The organism is Mycobacterium sp. (assembly GCF_965230835.1).
In the GTDB taxonomy this organism is placed as follows: domain Bacteria; phylum Actinomycetota; class Actinomycetes; order Mycobacteriales; family Mycobacteriaceae; genus Mycobacterium.
In genome coordinates this window covers 21,338-38,359 of record NZ_CBDDLW010000001.1, presented here as the reverse complement: position 1 = coordinate 38,359, position 17,022 = coordinate 21,338, and the positions used below count along the sequence as shown (strand labels likewise).

The following is a 17,022-nucleotide window of genomic DNA, read 5'->3' as shown; positions in this document are numbered from 1 at the left end:
GTGCGCCGGGGATTTCCGGTGAGACCGCTGTGGTCGCCATGGCGATGGTCAGCGGCGAGCTTCCCGCGACCACGCCGGCTCCACAAAGATCCCTTCGGCCTCCGCTGTGACTCCCGTTGCATCCGAAATAGATCCGCGGGCGAATACTTTGGCACCTTCGGTGCCATAGACGAAAGCCTCAGCCCGAAGTGACCCCAGCGGGGTGCCACGCAGGTAGCGCACGGTGATCGTTCCGGTGAACCGTGGCTTGGTCAGTCCCTCGCTGGCAACCGCGCCGAGGATCTGGTCGAGCACTAACGCGCAGACACCGCCGTGCACCAAGCCCGGCGGACCCTCGTAGGCCACCCCCAGGGCAAACTCACTCCAACACCGTCCGTCTTCGGCATCGTGGTCATGATGAATGACCATCGGCGGGGCTATCGGGTTGCACAGGCCAACGGCGGCGTTACCCAACGGCACGGGGCGGCCGTCAGCGTGATAACTCACGCCGATTGGCCGGTTGCGCTGGCTGCGCAGCGATCGGCTCACCGCTTCGATCGCCGTCCGCGCCTCGGCGACGAGGTCGTCGTCAGCCTGGGTGCGAATGGTGGCATCGATGAGATCCCGGACAGCATCGGTAAGCGGAGCGTACGTCGATGTCACCCGGTTGAGCTCCGCTTCACCTAGTGCCTCAAACGTGGCGTCCAACCTGACCAGCCTCCCGCCCTAGCTGCCGAACACATTGCGCACAACCTTCCTGGCTCGCCGCGTCACCCGCAGATAGTTGTCCAGGAACGCACCACCGTCATCATCTGGCCAGCCTGCGGCAACGGCGACCGCGTTGAGCTGGCGTCCGGGTCCAGGAAGCTGGTCGGTGGGCTTACCGCGAACCAGCACCAAGGCGTTACGAGCCCGGGTGGCAGTCAACCAAGCCTGCCGAAGCACCCCCACGTCGGCTTCGGGAACCAGGTCGGCCGCGGCGATAGCGTCCAGGGATTCCAACGTCGAGGTGTTGTGCAGGGCCGGAATACGGTGCGCGTGCCGTAGTTGCATCAACTGCACAGTCCATTCGACGTCAGCTAGTCCGCCACGACCGAGCTTGGTGTGGGTGTTGGGGTCAGCGCCGCGCGGCAACCGCTCGGATTCGACGCGAGCCTTGATGCGGCGGATCTCGTGTACCGCCTCGGCTGATACGCCATCGGTCGGATATCGCGTCTTGTCGGCCATCAGCAGAAACCGCTGCCCCAGCTCGGCGTCGCCGGCAACGGCTTGCGCACGCAACAAGGCCTGAATCTCCCAGGGCTGAGCCCACTGGGCATAGTAAGCCGCGTACGAGGCCAACGTGCGAACCAGCGGACCGTTGCGCCCCTCCAGCCGCAGATTTGCATCGAGATCTAGCGGCGGGTCGACGGTGGGCGTACCCAACAACGCGCGAACCTGTTCAGCGATCGACGTGGACCATTTGACTGCGGTCGCGTCACTGACACCGCTGCGCGGATCGCAGACGAACATCACGTCGGCGTCCGATCCGTAACCGAGCTCCGAACCGCCCAGACGGCCCATACCAATGACCGCGATCGCTGCCGGTGCGCGGCCGTCTTCGGGAAGATTCGCCCGGATCATCGCGTCCAGCGCTGCCTGCAGCACAGCGACCCACACCGACGTGAGTGCGCAACACACCTCAGTCACCTCAAGCAGGCCCAGCAGATCTGCGGAACCAATGCGCGCCAGCTCCCGCCGGCGCAGCGTGCGCGCACCCGCGATGGCTCGAATCGGGTCACCGTAGCGGCTCGCCGAGGCGATCAACGCACGAGCCACTGTCGCCGGGTCGGTCTCGAGCAACTTAGGACCAGACGCCCCGTCCCCATACTGTTGGATGACCTCCGGTGCGCGCATCAACAGCTCCGGCACGTAAGCCGAGGTGCCCAGCACATGCATGAGGCGTTTGGCCACCGCAGGCTTATCGCGCAACGTTGCCAGGTACCAGCTTTGCATGGCCAGCGCCTCGCTAAGGCGCCGGTAGGCCAGCAACCCGGCGTCGGGATCTGGAGCGTATGACATCCAGTCCAGCAGCCTTGGCAACAGCACCGACTGCACCCGCCCGCGCCGCCCGCTTTGGTTGACCAACGCCGACATGTGCTTCAACGCGGTCTCTGGCCCGTCGTAGCCGAGCGCAGCCAGCTGACGTTCCGCGGCCTCCGAGGTCATCGCGTGTGTAACTTCCAGACCAGCTGGACCGATCGATTCGAGCAACGGTTGATAGAAGAGTTTGTCGTGCAGTTGGGAGACTCGAACATTCTGATGCCTGAGTTCCTCGCGCAAGACCCCGGCAGCGTCGAGCCGGCCGTTCGGGCGGATATGGGCCGCGCGCGCAAGCCACCGCACCGCCTCCGCGTCATCAGCTTCGGGCAGCACATGGGTGCGCTTGAGCCGCTGCAGCTGCAGTCGGTGCTCCAGCAACCGAAGGAATTCGTAAGAGGCGGTCAAGTTCGCCGCATCGTCGCGTCCGACGTAACCGCCGGCGCTCAACGCCGCAAGCGCATCCACTGTGGAAGCCACGTGCAACGACTCGTCGCTGCGGCCGTGCACCAGCTGCAACAGCTGCACTGCGAACTCCACATCCCGTAGTCCACCGCTACCGAGTTTGAGTTCGCGGTCACGGATATCAGCCGGAACAAGCTGCTCTACGCGGCGCCGCATTGCCTGGACTTCGGTCACAAAGTCATCGCGCTCGCAGGCTCTCCATACCATCGGCATCACCGCGGCCACGTAGCGCTCGCCAAGTTCCACATCGCCAACTGCCGCCCGGGCTTTCAGCAAAGCCTGGAACTCCCAGGTCTTAGCCCACCGCTGGTAGTAGGCAATGTGCGAATCGAGCGTGCGCACTAGCTCTCCGCTACGGCCTTCGGGGCGCAGCCCGGCATCTACTTCGAAGAACGCTTCCGATGCCACCCGCATCATCTCGCTTGCGACGCGTGCGCTCTGTGCGTCGGCGCGCTCGGCAACGAAGATCACGTCAACATCGCTGACATAATTGAGTTCGCGGGCGCCGCACTTTCCCATGGCGATGACCGCCAGACGCGGAGGTGTCCGATCACCGCATGCGTTCGCTTCGGCCACCCGCAACGCTGCGGCAAGCGCGGCATCGGCTGTGTCCGCCAGCTGCGCGGCCACCACGGTAAAGGGCAACACCGGCTCGTCCTCGACCGTCGCGGCCAGGTCAAGCGCCGCCAGCACCAGAAGGTGATCGCGGTACAGAGCACGTAATTCGTGCACAACCGAGCCCGGCGCGCCCGACGCCTGCTCAACGCACTGGGTGAATGCCTGATGCAGACGATCGCGGGACGGCAGCGTGACCCTGCCCCGCAGCAACCTCCAGGACTGCGGATGGGCGATCACATGATCACCCAGCGCCAACGACGAACCCAGAACCGCGAACAACCGGCCGCGCAGGCTCCGTTCGGTGAGCAGCGCCGCGTTCAGTTCGTCCCAGCTGGTTTCTGGGTTCTCGGACAGGCGGACCATTGCACGCAGCGCGGCGTCGGCATCTGCGGCGCGCGACAGCGACCACAGCCGATCGACGTATGCCTGGTCGTCCTTTCCCGTCCAACCGAGCTGGTCAAGACGCGCACCAGCGGGCGGGTCCATCAATCCGAGCCGGCCGACACTGGGCAACTTGGGTCGCTGCGTCGCGGGCTTGGTCACGATCACGACCGTAGCGCACAATGAAATGTCGCCGAACCGACTGGCGATCCCTGTTGGTTAGCAGCGCGCCAGGCGCGCTAAAGCGAGAGGTAGGTGCTCAGCTCGAACGGAGTCACATGACTGCGATAGTTGGCCCACTCTCGGCGCTTGTTCCGTAGGAAGAAGTCAAAAACGTGCTCCCCCAGGGTTTCCGCGACCAGCTCTGAGGCTTCCATGGCGCCCAGCGCACTGTCCAGACTTGACGGCAGCTCGCGGTATCCCATCGTTCGGCGTTCCTCGGGCGTCAAGTCCCAAACGTTGTCCTCGGCCTGCGGAGCCAGCACGTAGTTCTTCTCGACTCCGCGCAGGCCGGCAGCTAGCAGGACGGCAAACGCCAAGTAAGGGTTACATGCCGAGTCTGGGCTACGCACCTCGACCCGCCGCGACGACGTCTTGTGCGGTGTGTACATGGGCACGCGTACCAGGGCTGATCGATTGGCAGCCCCCCACGAGGCAGCGGTGGGCGCTTCGCCACCGAGAACGAGCCGCTTGTAGGAATTGACCCATTGATTGGTGACCGCACTGATCTCAGAGGCATGCTCAAGTATCCCGGCGATGAACGACTTGCCGACATCCGACAGCTGCAGCGGATCATCGGCGCTGTGGAAGGCGTTGACGTCCCCTTCGAAAAGGCTCATATGTGTATGCATCGCCGAGCCAGGATGTTGGCCGAATGGCTTAGGCATGAACGTCGCCCGCACCCCTTCATGGAGTGCGACTTCTTTGATGACGTAGCGAAAAGTCATCACGTTGTCGGCCATGGACAGCGCGTCGGCGAACCGCAGATCGATCTCCTGCTGGCCAGGTGCACCTTCATGGTGACTGAACTCAACCGAAATTCCCATGAACTCCAGGGCGTCGATCGCGTGCCGGCGAAACTTCGAGGCGGATTGATGCACGGCCTGATCGAAATAGCCCGCGTTGTCGATCGGGATGGGCACCTCCCCATCCTCGGTCCCAGCCTTCAGTAGGAAGAACTCAATTTCCGGATGTACATAGCACGAGAAACCGAGTTCGTTCGCCTTGGTCAACTGCCGCCGAAGGACATGTCGCGGGTCAGCCCACGACGGCGAACCGTCGGGCATGGTGATATCGCAAAACATCCGCGCCGAGTGGTGGTAGCCGGAGGTGGTCGACCACGGCAACACCTGGAAGGTGGAGGGATCGGGGTGCGCAACCGTGTCGGATTCCGATACCCGCGCGAATCCCTCGATCGAGGATCCGTCGAATCCGATGCCTTCCTCGAAGGCGCCGTCGAGTTCGGCCGGCGCGATGGCGACCGACTTCAGGAAACCCAGCACATCTGTGAACCAGAGCCGAACGAACCGGATGTCGCGCTCCTCAAGAGTGCGGAGGACGAATTCCTTCTGTCGATCCATGCCTCGAACACTATGCAAGTCCTATTAATTCTGTGTAACCGGGGTTCGGCCAGCGGCCTCTCGGGACTTCCGAAGTGGGCGGCTGGCGAGCCGGGGTCGACCTAAGGCCGGCAACGCAGATTCGGCGGCGGCAGCGTCCCATTGAGCAGGTAGCCGAGCACTGCGGTATCGATGCACTGGTTGCCACCGAACACCGCGGTGTGCTGGGTGCCGTCAAAGGTGATCAGCGGGGCACCAAGTTGGCGAGCCAGGTCCACCCCGGCCTGATATGGGGTGGCCGGGTCGTGCACGGTCGAGACCACGATGGCCTTACCCCGCGCGACCGGCGCGGCGGCGTGCGGCGCCGAGGTCGCCGGGACCGGCCACACTGCGCAAAGATCACGCGGCGCATAACCGGTGAACTGCCCGTAGCTAACAAACGGCGCGGCTTGGCGGAACCGCCGGTCAGCGTCCACCCAGGCGGCCGGATCCGTCGGCGTTGGCGCGTCGACGCAACGGATCGCGTTGAACGCGTCCTGGTCGTTGCTGTAGTGCCCGGCGCTGTCGCGACCGTCGTAGTCGTCTGCAAGCAACAGCAGGTCGCCTGCGTCAGTGCGGCGCTGCAGTCCAAGCAGACCACTAGTCAAAAACTTCCACCGCTGCGGAGTGTAGAGCGCGTTGATGGTGCCGGTGATTGCGTCGGAATAGCTCAATCCACGGGGATCCGAGGTCGGTCCCGGTTTGTCAACCAGCGGATCAACAAGGGCGTGGAAACGGTTGACCCATTGGGCCGGATCGGTGCCCAATGGGCAGGCCGCCGAGCGGGCGCAGTCCGCGGCATAGTCGTTGAAGGCAGTCTGGAATCCGGCCATTTGGTTGACATTTTCTTCGATCGGGCCCCTGGTCGGGTCGATCGCGCCGTCGAGCACCATTGCTCGCACATGGGTGCCGAACGTCTCGAGGTAGGCAGTCCCCAACTCCGTGCCATAGCTAAATCCGAGATAGCTGATCTGATCGTCGCCCAGTGCCTTACGAACCATATCCATGTCGCGAGCGGCCGATGCCGTGCCGACGTGAGCCAGGAATCCCGGGCCCATGCGGTCGACACACTGTTGCGCTAATTGTCGATAGAGCTGCTCGATGTGCGCAACGCCAGCCGGGCTGTAATCGGCCATCGGCTCTCGCCGGTAGGCGTCGAATTCGGCGTCGGTGCGGCAGCGCAGCAGAGGCGTCGAATGCCCGACCCCTCTTGGGTCGAAGCCCACCAGGTCGAAGTGGCGAGTGAGGTCGGTGTCTTTCAGAGCTGGCGCCATCGAGGCGACCGTGTTGACCGCAGACGCCCCGGGCCCCCCGGGGTTGACAAGCAACGAACCGATCCGCTGACCAGTCGCGGGAACGCGAATCAGCGCCAACTTGGCTTGTGGCCCACCGGAGTTGTCGTAGTCGATCGGGACCGACACCGTCGTGCACTGCGCGGTCGGGATGACGCGGGTGTCTCCGATGAATCCGCTGCACGAACCCCAGGCTTGGGGCGGCGCGACGACCGCCGGCACTGGGTTGGTGTTCTGACCGGCATCGGGTTCTGGTGTCGCGCTGGCCCGAAGCGGTGCTGCCACAGATTGACTGGCCAACAACAGCCCTACCGATACCAGCGCCAAACTCAACTGTCTCAGGCGCCACATGGCCGCCATCGTCTCACTCTCTAATACCTGTGGCGGCGCGAAATGGTCACGCCTTGATCTCTAGTCAATCGGCACGTACCGGAGAACGGCAAGCCTCCGCCGCGCCGCGCCGAGCGCGGGCCGCATCGGCGCCTAGCGCAACGCTAACACTTGGCACCGCTGGGCGGTGTCGTGCCGCCGATCAGATACGCCGTCACGTAGTTGTCAATACAACTGTCGCCCTGAAACACCACGGTGTGCTGGGTACCGTTGAAGGTCAGCAGGGAGCCGCGAAGCTGACTCGCCAAATCAACTCCGGCCTTGTAGGGCGTCGCCGGATCATGCGTGGTCGATACCACAACCGTCGGCACCAAGCCGGGAGCCGAGATGGTATGCGGCTTGCTGCTCGGCGGGACTGGCCAGAATGCGCAGGTACCCAGTGGCGCGTGGCCAGTGAATTTGCCGTAGTTCATAAACGGCGCAACCTCACGTGCTCGGCGGTCTTCCTCGATGACCTTAGAACGATCGGTAATCGCAGGCTGGTCAACACAATTGATCGCCACTCGCGCATCAGTGGCATTGGAGTAATGCCCGCTACCATCGCGTCGCATGTACATGTCGGCCAGAGCAAGCAGCGTATCTCCGCGATGGTCTACTAGCTCTGCCAGCCCGTCGGTCAAGTGGTGCCAGAAATTGGGTGAGTACAGCGCCATGATGGTGCCCACGATCGCGTCGTTGTAGCTCAGCCCGCGCGGGTCCTTCGTCGGTACCGGCCGGCTGACCGTAAGGTCGTCAGGGTCGACCAGCGGGTCAACCAGGCTGTGGTAGACATCAACCGCTTTAGCCGGGTCAGTGCCCAGCGGACAGGTCGAGTCGTTGGCGCAGTCGGCGGCATAGTCGTTGAATGCTTCCTGGAATCCTTTGGCCTGGCGCAAGTTCGCCTCGATGGGATCGGCGTTGGGGTCGACAGCACCGTCCAGGATCATCGCCCGTACCCGCTGTGGATAGGCTTCGGCGTAGGCGCTGCCGATCCGCGTGCCATAGGAGTAGCCGAGGTAGGTCAATTTATCGTCACCTAGCGCCGCGCGGATGGCATCCAGATCCCTAGCGACGTTGACCGTCCCGACATTCTCCAGGAAGTTCTTGCCCATCTTGTCGACGCAGCGACCGACAAATTGCTTGGTTTCGTTCTCCGTTCGCGCCACGCCTGCCGGGCTGTAGTCAACCTGAGGCTCGGCGCGAAGCCGGTCGTTGTCCGCGTCGGAGTTGCACCAAATCGCCGGCCGCGAAGACCCCACCCCACGGGGGTCGAACCCAACAAGGTCGAACCGCTCGTGAACCCGATTGGGCAATGTCTGGAAAACGCCCAACGCGGCCTCGATGCCGGATTCACCGGGGCCACCCGGATTGATTACCAGCGAACCGATCTTGTCTCCTGTCGCCGGAAAACGAATCATCGCTAGCGACACCACGGCGCCCTCGGGACGGTCGTAGTTGACCGGCACGGCGAGCTTGCCGCACAGCGCACCGCCGGGGATTTCCACCCCGCCGAGGGATCGGCACGGCTTCCACTCAATCGGCTCACCCAGCTTCGGCTCGGACATGTGCGCGCGCCCATCGACCACGCGGATGCAGCCCGAGAGAACCATCGCCACGGCGGCAATCACGGTCCAGATCAGCAGCATGCGCGCGATCTTGTCGCGGCGAAAAAAGCCCATACCTTCTATGCTGCCAGAGATCGCTGGAAAACCGTGGTTACCGGGTCCCTGCCACCAGTTCTTCCATGCCACGGGCAAACTCGTCAGCCATTTCCCACAGGTCCGGCAGCAGTTCTGGGCATGCGATGAGCCCGACGTCGAGACTACCGTTCAGCGACATCACGGTGATATTGAGTCCTGAGCCGTGAAAGATCGGCCCTAGCGGGTACATCGCCTTGACCTCGCAGCCCAACATGTAAAGCGGGATTTGCGGACCCGGCACATTGGAGATCACCAGATTGTGCACCGGCAGGCTCTCGGTAAACCGGGTCCGGGCATAGACCCGCATCGCGGCACCGAAGACCGCCGGCGCGGCGAACTCTGACCAATCCTGCAAGAGCGTGGCACCGATTGCTGAACTATGTTGCTTAGCAACGGAATTAGCTTCGGCAATAGCCTTCAGACGCTCGACCGGGTCGACAATTTGAGTTTCCAGACTGGAAAACATTCCCGAAACCTGGTTGCGCCCGGCACGATCAGATTTTCCGTGCACCGACACCGGCACCATTGCGACGAGCGACGAATCAGGCAAGATTTTGCGGTCAGCCAAGTATTGCCGGAGCACCCCGGAGACCAAAGCCATCACCACGTCGTTGACCTTGACTCCGAAGTAATTCTTCACCGTCTTGATGTCCTCGAGATCCAGCTCGGCGTAGGCGATGTTTCGGCGGCCGCTGATGGTGGCGTTGAATGCGGTTCTCGGCGCAGTGAACGGGCGCGCCATAGTCCGGCCGTCACGCGCCCGCTGCAGTGTCGAGACCAACGAGGACACCGTCTCCGGCACCATGTTGGCCAGCTGCAGTGGCCTGCCGGCAAACTTCAATAGTCCGCCAGCAGCGATCTGCCAGCCGCTGGCGCCGCCGACGCCGTCCACCGGATCGGGGGCGGGCGCATCGGCTTCGGTGGTGCACAGCTGCGACATAAGGTTGGCCCCTGTCACCCCGTCCACGCCAGCATGGTGAACCTTGGCCATTAGCGCCACCCGGCCGTCGCGATGGCAGTCAGTGCCCGCCACACCTTCAATGACCCACATCTCCCACAGCGGCCGGTTGCGGTCCAGCGGTAACGACGCAATATGACCGCAGATCTCCGACAATTCAGCCCGCCCGCCAGGTGGCGGCAACCCGATGCGATGCAAATGCCGATCGACTCTGAAGTTGTTGTCATCCACCCAGACCGGATGGTCGAGGTTCAGGGGGCTGTTGGCAAGCTTTTCGCGGAACTCCGGCATCGCCTTGAGCCGCAGCGACAACGCGTCACGCAAGCGGTCGAAGGTATAGCCGCCCGGCGCTGTCGAGGTATCCAACTCCATGATCGAGCAAACATGCAGAGGCTGAGTGGAGGTTTCCAGATACAGAAAGCTGGCATCGAGCCCACTGAGCCGCTGCATGTGTCGATGGTATGCGGATGGGGGCGCGTGGTGCACCCGCGCGGAACAGATGGCAGACTATTGGGGTCAGACGAACCCGGGGACCCACCAGCGCTAGACCTGAGGGCCACGAGGATCGACCCGACCATCCCTTAAGGACAGTGATGTCTGAGCAGAATATCTATGGGCCTGGCCCATCCAACCCGCCTGCCACGCCCCGGACCAAGATCCGCACCCACCACCTTCAGAAAATGAAGGCCGAAGGCCAAAAGTGGGCCATGCTCACGACCTACGACTACACGACCGCCCGAATCTTCGACGAGGCCGGCATACCGGTTCTGCTGATCGGTGATTCAGCCGCCAACGTGGTCTACGGCTATGACACCACGCTGCCCGTTTCGATTGACGAGCTGCTCCCGCTCGTCCGCGGCGTAGCGCGGGGCGCGCAGAACGCCTTGGTAGTCGCCGACTTGCCATTTGGCAGCTACGAAGCTGGACCTGCTGCCGCGCTAGCCAGCGCCACCAGGTTCATGAAAGAGGGCGGCGCGCACGCAGTCAAGCTTGAGGGCGGTGAGCGAGTAGCCGAGCAGATCGCCTGCCTGGCCGCCGCGGGCATCCCGGTGATGGCCCATATCGGCTTTACCCCGCAAAGCGTCAACAGTTTGGGTGGCTTCCGGGTGCAGGGCCGCGGTGACGCTTCGGAACAAACGATCGCGGACGCGATCGCCGTCGCCGAGGCGGGAGCGTTTTCGGTCGTGATGGAGATGGTCCCGGCCGAGCTGGCCACCCAGATCACCGGCAAGCTCACCATTCCCACAATCGGGATCGGAGCCGGTCCCAACTGTGACGGCCAGGTCCTGGTATGGCAGGACATGGCCGGCATGAGCAGCGGTAAACCCCCCCGATTCGTCAAGCGATACGCAGACATTGCCAGTGAACTGCGAAGTGCAGCAATGAAATACGCGGACGAAGTAGCCGGCGGCGTATTTCCAGCTGACGAACACTGCTTCTGAAATCGCATCCGAATCGCCGGGCGTCCAGCGCCATCTTCAGTCTGCGACTATCTCGCCGCACCGGTTTTTCAGATCGGTCAAGGGCTGACGAATGCCCCGAAGTTCAGCGTGCACCTGCGGATGAGAATCCATGTACTGCTGCAGCTGATCGCGCATATCCCCGCGCGACTGGCCCTTCAAACTGGTGAAATAGTCGTTGACTTCAGGATGTGTGAACAAGTAGACGGATGTGGCCGCAGCAACGCCTGCCGACACCCCGGCCACGTCGGCAGCCGTACAGTTCGGCGCTGCCGGCGCGGGTTCGGCAGATGCCAAGCCGGTCGAACCCAGATACGTGGTTGCGCTCAACGCGGCGGCGACTATTCCACCAGCAACGATGCGGGATGGGAAACAACCAACAAATATCATGGAAAGCTCCTTCATCAGATATCTGACAGCCGAGCCGCAGCGGTCGCTGATGCCGAAGACGATATGCGGTTTAGGTGATTGGCATCGACCAAACAAGCCCAACCCGTACGACCGGCTGGATACCCTTTGGTCGATATACTCCAATCCTCAGTCCGCCCGCCGAACTGCGACACCGACTCGGTGGTGTTAGGGAGGAGATCGAGGATGAAGCGACACGGTTGGACCAGGCACCTATTGGCTCTGCTGATCTTGTCGACGTTTGCCCTGGGTTTCGGGGCTACGGCTATAGTGCGGTCTACAGGCGTTGCCCAAGCCGATGTGTGCGTCAACGTGGGTCGGCGTGTTTCGGTGATTGGGTGCGCCAATGTCGCCGATGCCATTTCCCGCTATGCCCCGCCACCCGGCTACTACGCCCCGCTGCCCGAAGACTATCCGCCGCCACCACCGCCCTAAGGTGAGTTCGGCCTCGAATGTCCGAGGCGAGCGCCAGCCAGACCCGCTGCGGAGACAGCCACAGCGACACGACCACACACGACCGCCCAGCATCGTGGCAGCGTGTTTTCACCGGAGGCGGCAATGCCTGTAAAAGCGTCAAAAGCGTCGCGTCAGCTGGAGGTGGAGCGCAAGTTCGACGCCGTCGAATCCACAGTGCCGCCGTCATTCGACGGCATCGCAGCGGTGGCCCGCGTCGAAAAGTTGCCCGTCCAATCGCTGGATGCGGTGTATTTCGACACGCCCGCACAAGACCTGGCGCGCAACCGGGTCACCCTGCGCCGCCGCACCGGTGGCCAGGACCCCGGTTGGCACCTCAAACTGCCGGCTGGACCCGACGCCCGCACGGAGTTGAGAATGCCGCTTGCCCCATGCGGCGGCGCTGCTGGGAACACCGCGCCCACAGAGTTGCTCGATGTCGTGCTTGCGATTGTTCGTGACCGACCGGTTGAACCGGTCGCCCAGATCACGACCGAGCGCGAAAGCCAAGTGTTGTACGACGGCCGCGGCGTCGCTGTAGCCGAGTTCTGCAACGATCGCGTTACCGCCCGGTCCAGCACAAAGTGCGATAGCTCCGACTCGGACCCGGCCGCGCAACAGTGGCGCGAATGGGAGTTAGAAATCGTGGCATCAAACGGTTCAGCCGACCGGGAACTACTGGATCGGCTGAGCAACCGGCTGCTCGATGCGGGCGGTTCGCCGGCGGGGCACGGATCCAAGCTGGCGCGGGTGCTCAACGTGAAGCCTGCGCCCGCCGGCACGCAACCGTCAGACCCAGTACACCGTGCGGTGGCCCAACAAGTAGCTGAGCTGCTGGCATGGGATCGCGCGGTGCGTGCCGACGCCCATGATGCCGTACACCAGATGCGGGTCACCATACGCAAGATCCGAAGTCTGCTCCGTGAGTCTCAGGATTTGTTCGGACTGTCCGACAACGCGTGGGTCATCGACGAACTTCGCGAGCTGGCCGGAGTCCTCGGCGTGGCACGCGACGCGGAGGTGCTCGGCGAGCGTTACCAGTGCGAACTGAATCGGCTCGCACCCGCGTTGGTGCGTGGTCGGGTTCGGGAACGTCTGGTCAACGACGCACAACGCCGCTATCAAACAGGGCTGCGCCGTTCGTTGGTCGCAATGCGATCGCAACGCTATTTCCGGCTCCTCGACGCTCTCGACGAAATGGTTGCTATACGCCCGGCCGCCAGTTCCGGCCAGGCAGTCGAACCGGTGGCCCCGGTGGGAATAGAAGCGGCGTACAGGCGGGTCCGAAAGGCCGCAAAGGCGGCGAACGCCGCCGCTCAAGGCGACCCGGACGATGGCGCACAGCACAACGAGGCGCTACACCAGATCCGTAAGCGCGCCAAGCGCCTGCGCTACACCGCGGCAGCGACCGGAGCGAAAGAGGTGTCCCAGCAGGCTAAAGCCATTCAGACGTTACTCGGCGACCATCAGGACAGCGTGGTCAGCCGGGAGCGCCTGATTCACGAAGCCAATGCAGCGCATGCTGCGGGAGAGGACACGTTCACTTACGGCCTGCTCTATCAACGGGAAGCCGACCTGGCTGACAGTTGCCGTGAGCAACTCGACGCCGCCCTACGCAAGCTAGACAAGTCGGCGCGCCACGCACGACGCTAAGCCAGAACGGAACTGTCAATATTGTCCGTTGACCGGCTGTGTGATTGATCGCGCGCCCTCGGATTGGCGCTTTCAGGTTGTGGCCGTCAGGTCACTGCCTTTGGTCTCGCTAATCTGCCAGACAGCAAGCAACGTCAACGATTGGTGGCGTCTTAGGACTGGTGTAAAAACGCTGGGCGCATGTTCCTGGTGGTCATGTTACGCGGCGGTGGTGTCGGTCGTGGTTGTTGTGGTGGGGGGATGCAGTGGGCGGGGTGGCTCGAGCAGTTGGTGGCGTAGTTCTTGGAGGTGGCGGCTGGTCGCTGATGTTTGGGTGACTCCGCGCCAGCCGCGGCTGGCGCGGTCGAGGACGGCCCATACCAGCGACAGACAGCTGGTTTCGCCGGGTAGGCGGCCGATGACCTTGACCCGGCGACGGGATTCTCCGAAGGTGCGTTCGATGAGGTTGGAATGGCGGATGCGTGTCCAGTGTTGGCGGGGGAAGCGCAAATGCACGCTCAGCGAGGCGAAGTCGTTGGCCAGGCAAGCGACCGCGGCTGGGTAGAGCCCGCGGTATGTGGTGGTGAACTCCTCGGCGCGGCGGGTGGCTTCATCCACGGCCTGCTGGCCGGGTGGCTGGTCAATGTCATCGAAGATCGACCAGAACGCGGCTTTGATCTCGTCCTGGACCGCGACAGGTGTCTTGGCGATGACGTTACGGCAGCGATGGATCAGACACCGCTGACGCAGGCTTGCCGGAAACGTGGTCTCCCATGCGGCGATCAGGCCCGGCGCCCCGTCGGAGATGCCCAGTAGCGGCGGGCGTAGTCCCCGGTTCCTCAGGTCAGCCAAGAAGTCGGCCCACGCATCAGCCGACTCCGCTGCGGCTGGGGCCAGCCCAATAAACAGGGGCTTGCCGTCGGTGCAGATGCCCCAGGCGGCCAGCACCGGCTCGGCCGGGGCGTTGGGATGCATCCGAAAGTTCGAGGCATCCAAGAACAGGTAGTCCAACACCAGCTCATCAAGGCGTCGAGACGACCACGCAGCGAACTCGTCTTTGATGGCCGCACAAATCCGGCTCACCGTCGAGCGCGACAACGCCGCCTGCGAGCCCAGCACCTCGGCCAACGCGGCCTCGATGTCGCGATCCGACAAACCGCGCACCCATCCCGAAATCACCAACGCCTCCAGAGCGTGGGTGCGCGTCACCCCGGCACCGAATAGCCGCGAACAGAACCGCTCGTCGGTGTCGCGTAGTTTCGGGCGGCATAATTCGACCGAGCCCATCGTGGTCTTCACCGTCGCCGGCGGTTGATACCCATTGCGGTACCCGCCCGGGCCGTCCTGAACCCGACGCTGGTGACGGGCTCGGCCCAACACTGCTTCTACCTCGGCCTCCACGGCGACCTGAAACACCAGACGCACCGATAACCGCCCGACCTCCTCCAAAATCTCGGTCAACGGCCGCTCGGTCGCGGCGAACAACTGATCCATCTCAACACGCACACGCTCAATCGGCGATACTCGCTTGGTCACGGGCGTAGCCCCTCCTTCATAGCTTTCGTCGGTTGCGACGGAACCTACGCCCGTGACCATTTACACCAGCGATGAGACGCGACCTCACGATTCCGCAGCCCATCGCCAGCGCAACCAAAGGGCCGCTACGCGGCCCCGAGACCAGCACGCTACTTGCGATTAACGGCGTGAAGCCGGCACCGATGAGCGCTGCGAGCTGATATCCCATCGACGCTCCCGTGTAACGGATAGCGGTTCCGAATACCTCTGCAAGCAATGCTCCCAACGGTGCGAACATCGCCGACTGAATGACCTGACTGATCATCATCGCGACGATGAACACTGGTAGCGAACCGGTCCCGACCATGGCGTAGAACGGCCACGCGTAGGCAACGATTCCGATCGCACCGGCCACGATGACGGTGCGGCGCCCAAGGCGGTCGGACAACGCGGAGAAAACAGGGATGGTTATCAAGGCGTTGGCGGCCATCAACACCAGAACGGTCGTGACATCGGATCTCTCATAACCGATGGCTACGGCGTAGAAGATCATGTACGTGCTGTTAAGAGCAGTCAACGCGAACGGCCCGACGCCAACGCAGCACGCAAGCACAAGAGAGCGGGGACGGCGCAGCAGCATCAGCAACGGTATTGAGTTGTCAGGTGTTCCAGCCGTGGTGTGGGCTTTGTGGAAAACAGGGCTCTCCGGAATGCCAAGCCGGATATACAAGCCAACCGCAATCAAGATGACGCTCGCCAGGAAAGGAAGACGCCATCCCCATGTCAGGAAGGCGGCCTCAGGCAGATAGGTAACAGCGGCAGCCGCCGCGGCCGCGAGAAGTCCGCCGATCGCTGACCCCATTTGCATGAAGCCGTTCCACATGCCGCGGCGCCCCGGATCAGCATGCTCGGTAACCATCAACGTGGCGCCGCCCCATTCCCCTCCGATCGCTACACCTTGAATGACGCGCAGCGTGACGAGGATGACGGGCGCGGCCACACCAATCGCTGTGTATGTCGGGACCATCCCTATCAGCACACTCGCGACACCCATCATGGCCATGGTGACTACAAGGATTGATTTGCGCCCACGCCGGTCACCGAAGTGGCCGAAAAGGACTCCCCCAAGTGGACGCGCCACATAGCCCGCTGCCAAAGTGCCGAAGGCTGCAATCGCGGCCGCTGATGGGTCGGACTGCGGAAAGAAAACCAGACCGAATACCAGCGCGCTCATGGTGCCGTACAACAAAAAGTCGTAGTACTCGAAGGTGATGCCAAGCAGGCTGGATATTGCGACACGCCGCATCGGCGCTTCGTGGTCAGGTGCCTCGGTGAACTCTTCTGATGAAGAAGCGCGCATGTAGCCTCCACCCGTTGCGCTCTTATTGTGACGACCGATATCTGAAGATTTGCTTTCATGCTGTAGCCGGCGGTGGCCCTGGGATGGTGCCGTGTCCACCCCCTGCCGCCTGACTTAGGGAAACGAACAGTGGCCAGGGTAGTGTCGGCCTAGAGAGCCCCGCCACTCGTTAGCCCGTGCGGTCGAGACGCTGGACACCTACACCCACCTGCGACCCGATTCTGACGATCGGACCAGGGACGCGATCGACTCGGCTCGGATGTACTGCCGAAGACTGCAGCTCCGACTAGCAAAATGCTCGGGTCCCCGGTCAGGGCGGACGAGTTGGCCTGTAAGCCGGATTCTGTTCCCCACCACCGCGGCTCAACCAACGGTGGTACGGGCGGCGACCATCCATCTGGGCACGCCGTTGCCGGGTACCTCAAGCGGCCTACCCGCAGGCTCGGGCGAGCAACCCTCGAACACCTGCGCGGCCACACTTTCGGTGTGGCCTTCTTGGCCTTGCTTCGGGTGGGGTTTGCCTAGCCACCCCGGTCACCCGGGATGCTGGTGCGCTCTTACCGCACCGTTTCACCCTTACCACCACGAAGGTGGCGGTCTGTTTTCTGTGGCACTTTCCCGCGAGTCACCTCGGATTGCTGTTAACAATCACCCTGCTCTGCGAAGTCCGGACTTTCCTCGACTCGGCACCGGACCACTCGGTCCAGCGCCGGCCGCGGCCGCCCAGCCAACTCGTCCGCGAACATCACCGTACT

At 63.1% G+C, this 17,022-nt stretch carries 12 protein-coding genes and 1 other RNA gene; 3 read left to right on the top strand and 10 right to left on the bottom strand.

Annotation, left to right across the window (positions count from 1 at the left end; genetic code table 11):
* Positions 1–48: 48 nt before the first annotated feature.
* The 6 genes from ACO07W_RS00170 to ACO07W_RS00145 form a co-directional block, all read right to left on the bottom strand.
* Complete coding sequence (locus tag ACO07W_RS00170) at positions 49–687, bottom strand: PaaI family thioesterase (protein WP_421839993.1); 639 nt, start codon at positions 685–687, stop codon at positions 49–51.
* Positions 688–705: 18 nt separating this feature from the next.
* A complete protein-coding gene (locus ACO07W_RS00165) occupies positions 706–3,690 on the bottom strand; it encodes a bifunctional [glutamine synthetase] adenylyltransferase/[glutamine synthetase]-adenylyl-L-tyrosine phosphorylase (RefSeq protein ID WP_421839992.1) in 2,985 nt (994 codons plus the stop codon).
* 71 nt (positions 3,691–3,761) lie between these two features.
* Entirely contained in the window at positions 3,762–5,102 is a 1,341-nt protein-coding gene (locus ACO07W_RS00160) for a glutamine synthetase family protein (protein ID WP_421839991.1), read from the bottom strand.
* A 101-nt stretch (positions 5,103–5,203) separates the two neighbouring features.
* Positions 5,204–6,772, bottom strand: a complete 1,569-nt coding sequence (locus ACO07W_RS00155; protein ID WP_421839990.1) for an alpha/beta hydrolase — start codon at positions 6,770–6,772, stop codon at positions 5,204–5,206.
* A gap of 134 nt (positions 6,773–6,906) precedes the next feature.
* Positions 6,907–8,460 (bottom strand): alpha/beta hydrolase, encoded by a 1,554-nt coding sequence (locus tag ACO07W_RS00150; RefSeq protein WP_421839989.1) that lies wholly within the window; start codon positions 8,458–8,460, stop codon positions 6,907–6,909.
* A gap of 37 nt (positions 8,461–8,497) precedes the next feature.
* Positions 8,498–9,889, bottom strand: coding sequence for a WS/DGAT/MGAT family O-acyltransferase (locus ACO07W_RS00145; protein ID WP_421839988.1), 1,392 nt, complete (start codon positions 9,887–9,889; stop codon positions 8,498–8,500).
* 143 nt (positions 9,890–10,032) lie between these two features.
* On the opposite strand from ACO07W_RS00145, the gene panB reads away from it, so the two are divergent.
* Complete coding sequence (gene panB / locus ACO07W_RS00140; RefSeq protein WP_421839987.1) at positions 10,033–10,881, top strand: 3-methyl-2-oxobutanoate hydroxymethyltransferase; 849 nt, start codon at positions 10,033–10,035, stop codon at positions 10,879–10,881.
* A gap of 36 nt (positions 10,882–10,917) precedes the next feature.
* Here the strand turns inward: panB and ACO07W_RS00135 are convergent, their stop codons facing one another.
* Complete coding sequence (locus tag ACO07W_RS00135) at positions 10,918–11,289, bottom strand: heme-binding protein (RefSeq protein WP_421839986.1); 372 nt, start codon at positions 11,287–11,289, stop codon at positions 10,918–10,920.
* Positions 11,290–11,493: 204 nt separating this feature from the next.
* Here ACO07W_RS00135 and ACO07W_RS00130 point away from each other — a divergent pair, with 204 nt between their 5' ends.
* Both ACO07W_RS00130 and ACO07W_RS00125 read left to right on the top strand, forming a co-directional pair.
* Positions 11,494–11,742, top strand: a complete 249-nt coding sequence (locus ACO07W_RS00130) for a hypothetical protein (protein WP_421839985.1) — start codon at positions 11,494–11,496, stop codon at positions 11,740–11,742.
* A 123-nt stretch (positions 11,743–11,865) separates the two neighbouring features.
* Positions 11,866–13,413, top strand: a complete 1,548-nt coding sequence (locus ACO07W_RS00125; RefSeq protein WP_421839984.1) for a CHAD domain-containing protein — start codon at positions 11,866–11,868, stop codon at positions 13,411–13,413.
* A gap of 198 nt (positions 13,414–13,611) precedes the next feature.
* Here ACO07W_RS00125 and ACO07W_RS00120 read toward each other — a convergent pair whose 3' ends face one another.
* The 3 genes from ACO07W_RS00120 to rnpB form a co-directional block, all read right to left on the bottom strand.
* Positions 13,612–14,886, bottom strand: coding sequence for an IS256 family transposase (locus tag ACO07W_RS00120; RefSeq protein ID WP_421840071.1), 1,275 nt, complete (start codon positions 14,884–14,886; stop codon positions 13,612–13,614).
* 58 nt (positions 14,887–14,944) lie between these two features.
* The gene (locus ACO07W_RS00115; protein WP_421839983.1) at positions 14,945–16,267 is read right to left on the bottom strand and encodes an MFS transporter; all 1,323 of its coding nucleotides are present in this window, start codon (positions 16,265–16,267) and stop codon (positions 14,945–14,947) included.
* A gap of 316 nt (positions 16,268–16,583) precedes the next feature.
* An RNA gene (rnpB, locus tag ACO07W_RS00110) (RNase P RNA component class A) lies at positions 16,584–17,002 on the bottom strand.
* Between the last annotated feature and the right edge of the window lie 20 nt (positions 17,003–17,022).

What these genes read in the sequence shown, in the direction of transcription:
- ACO07W_RS00160 (WP_421839991.1), bottom strand. Translation starts at nt 5,102, where the DNA reads ATGGATCGACAGAAGGAATTCGTCCTCCGCACTCTTGAGGAGCGCGAC.
- ACO07W_RS00155 (WP_421839990.1), bottom strand. Translation starts at nt 6,772, where the DNA reads ATGGCGGCCATGTGGCGCCTGAGACAGTTGAGTTTGGCGCTGGTATCG.
- ACO07W_RS00150 (WP_421839989.1), bottom strand. Translation starts at nt 8,460, where the DNA reads ATGGGCTTTTTTCGCCGCGACAAGATCGCGCGCATGCTGCTGATCTGG.
- ACO07W_RS00145 (WP_421839988.1), bottom strand. Translation starts at nt 9,889, where the DNA reads ATGCAGCGGCTCAGTGGGCTCGATGCCAGCTTTCTGTATCTGGAAACC.
- panB (WP_421839987.1), top strand. Translation starts at nt 10,033, where the DNA reads ATGTCTGAGCAGAATATCTATGGGCCTGGCCCATCCAACCCGCCTGCC.
- ACO07W_RS00135 (WP_421839986.1), bottom strand. Translation starts at nt 11,289, where the DNA reads ATGATATTTGTTGGTTGTTTCCCATCCCGCATCGTTGCTGGTGGAATA.
- ACO07W_RS00130 (WP_421839985.1), top strand. Translation starts at nt 11,494, where the DNA reads ATGAAGCGACACGGTTGGACCAGGCACCTATTGGCTCTGCTGATCTTG.
- ACO07W_RS00125 (WP_421839984.1), top strand. Translation starts at nt 11,866, where the DNA reads ATGCCTGTAAAAGCGTCAAAAGCGTCGCGTCAGCTGGAGGTGGAGCGC.
- ACO07W_RS00120 (WP_421840071.1), bottom strand. Translation starts at nt 14,886, where the DNA reads ATGGATCAGTTGTTCGCCGCGACCGAGCGGCCGTTGACCGAGATTTTG.
- ACO07W_RS00115 (WP_421839983.1), bottom strand. Translation starts at nt 16,267, where the DNA reads ATGCGCGCTTCTTCATCAGAAGAGTTCACCGAGGCACCTGACCACGAA.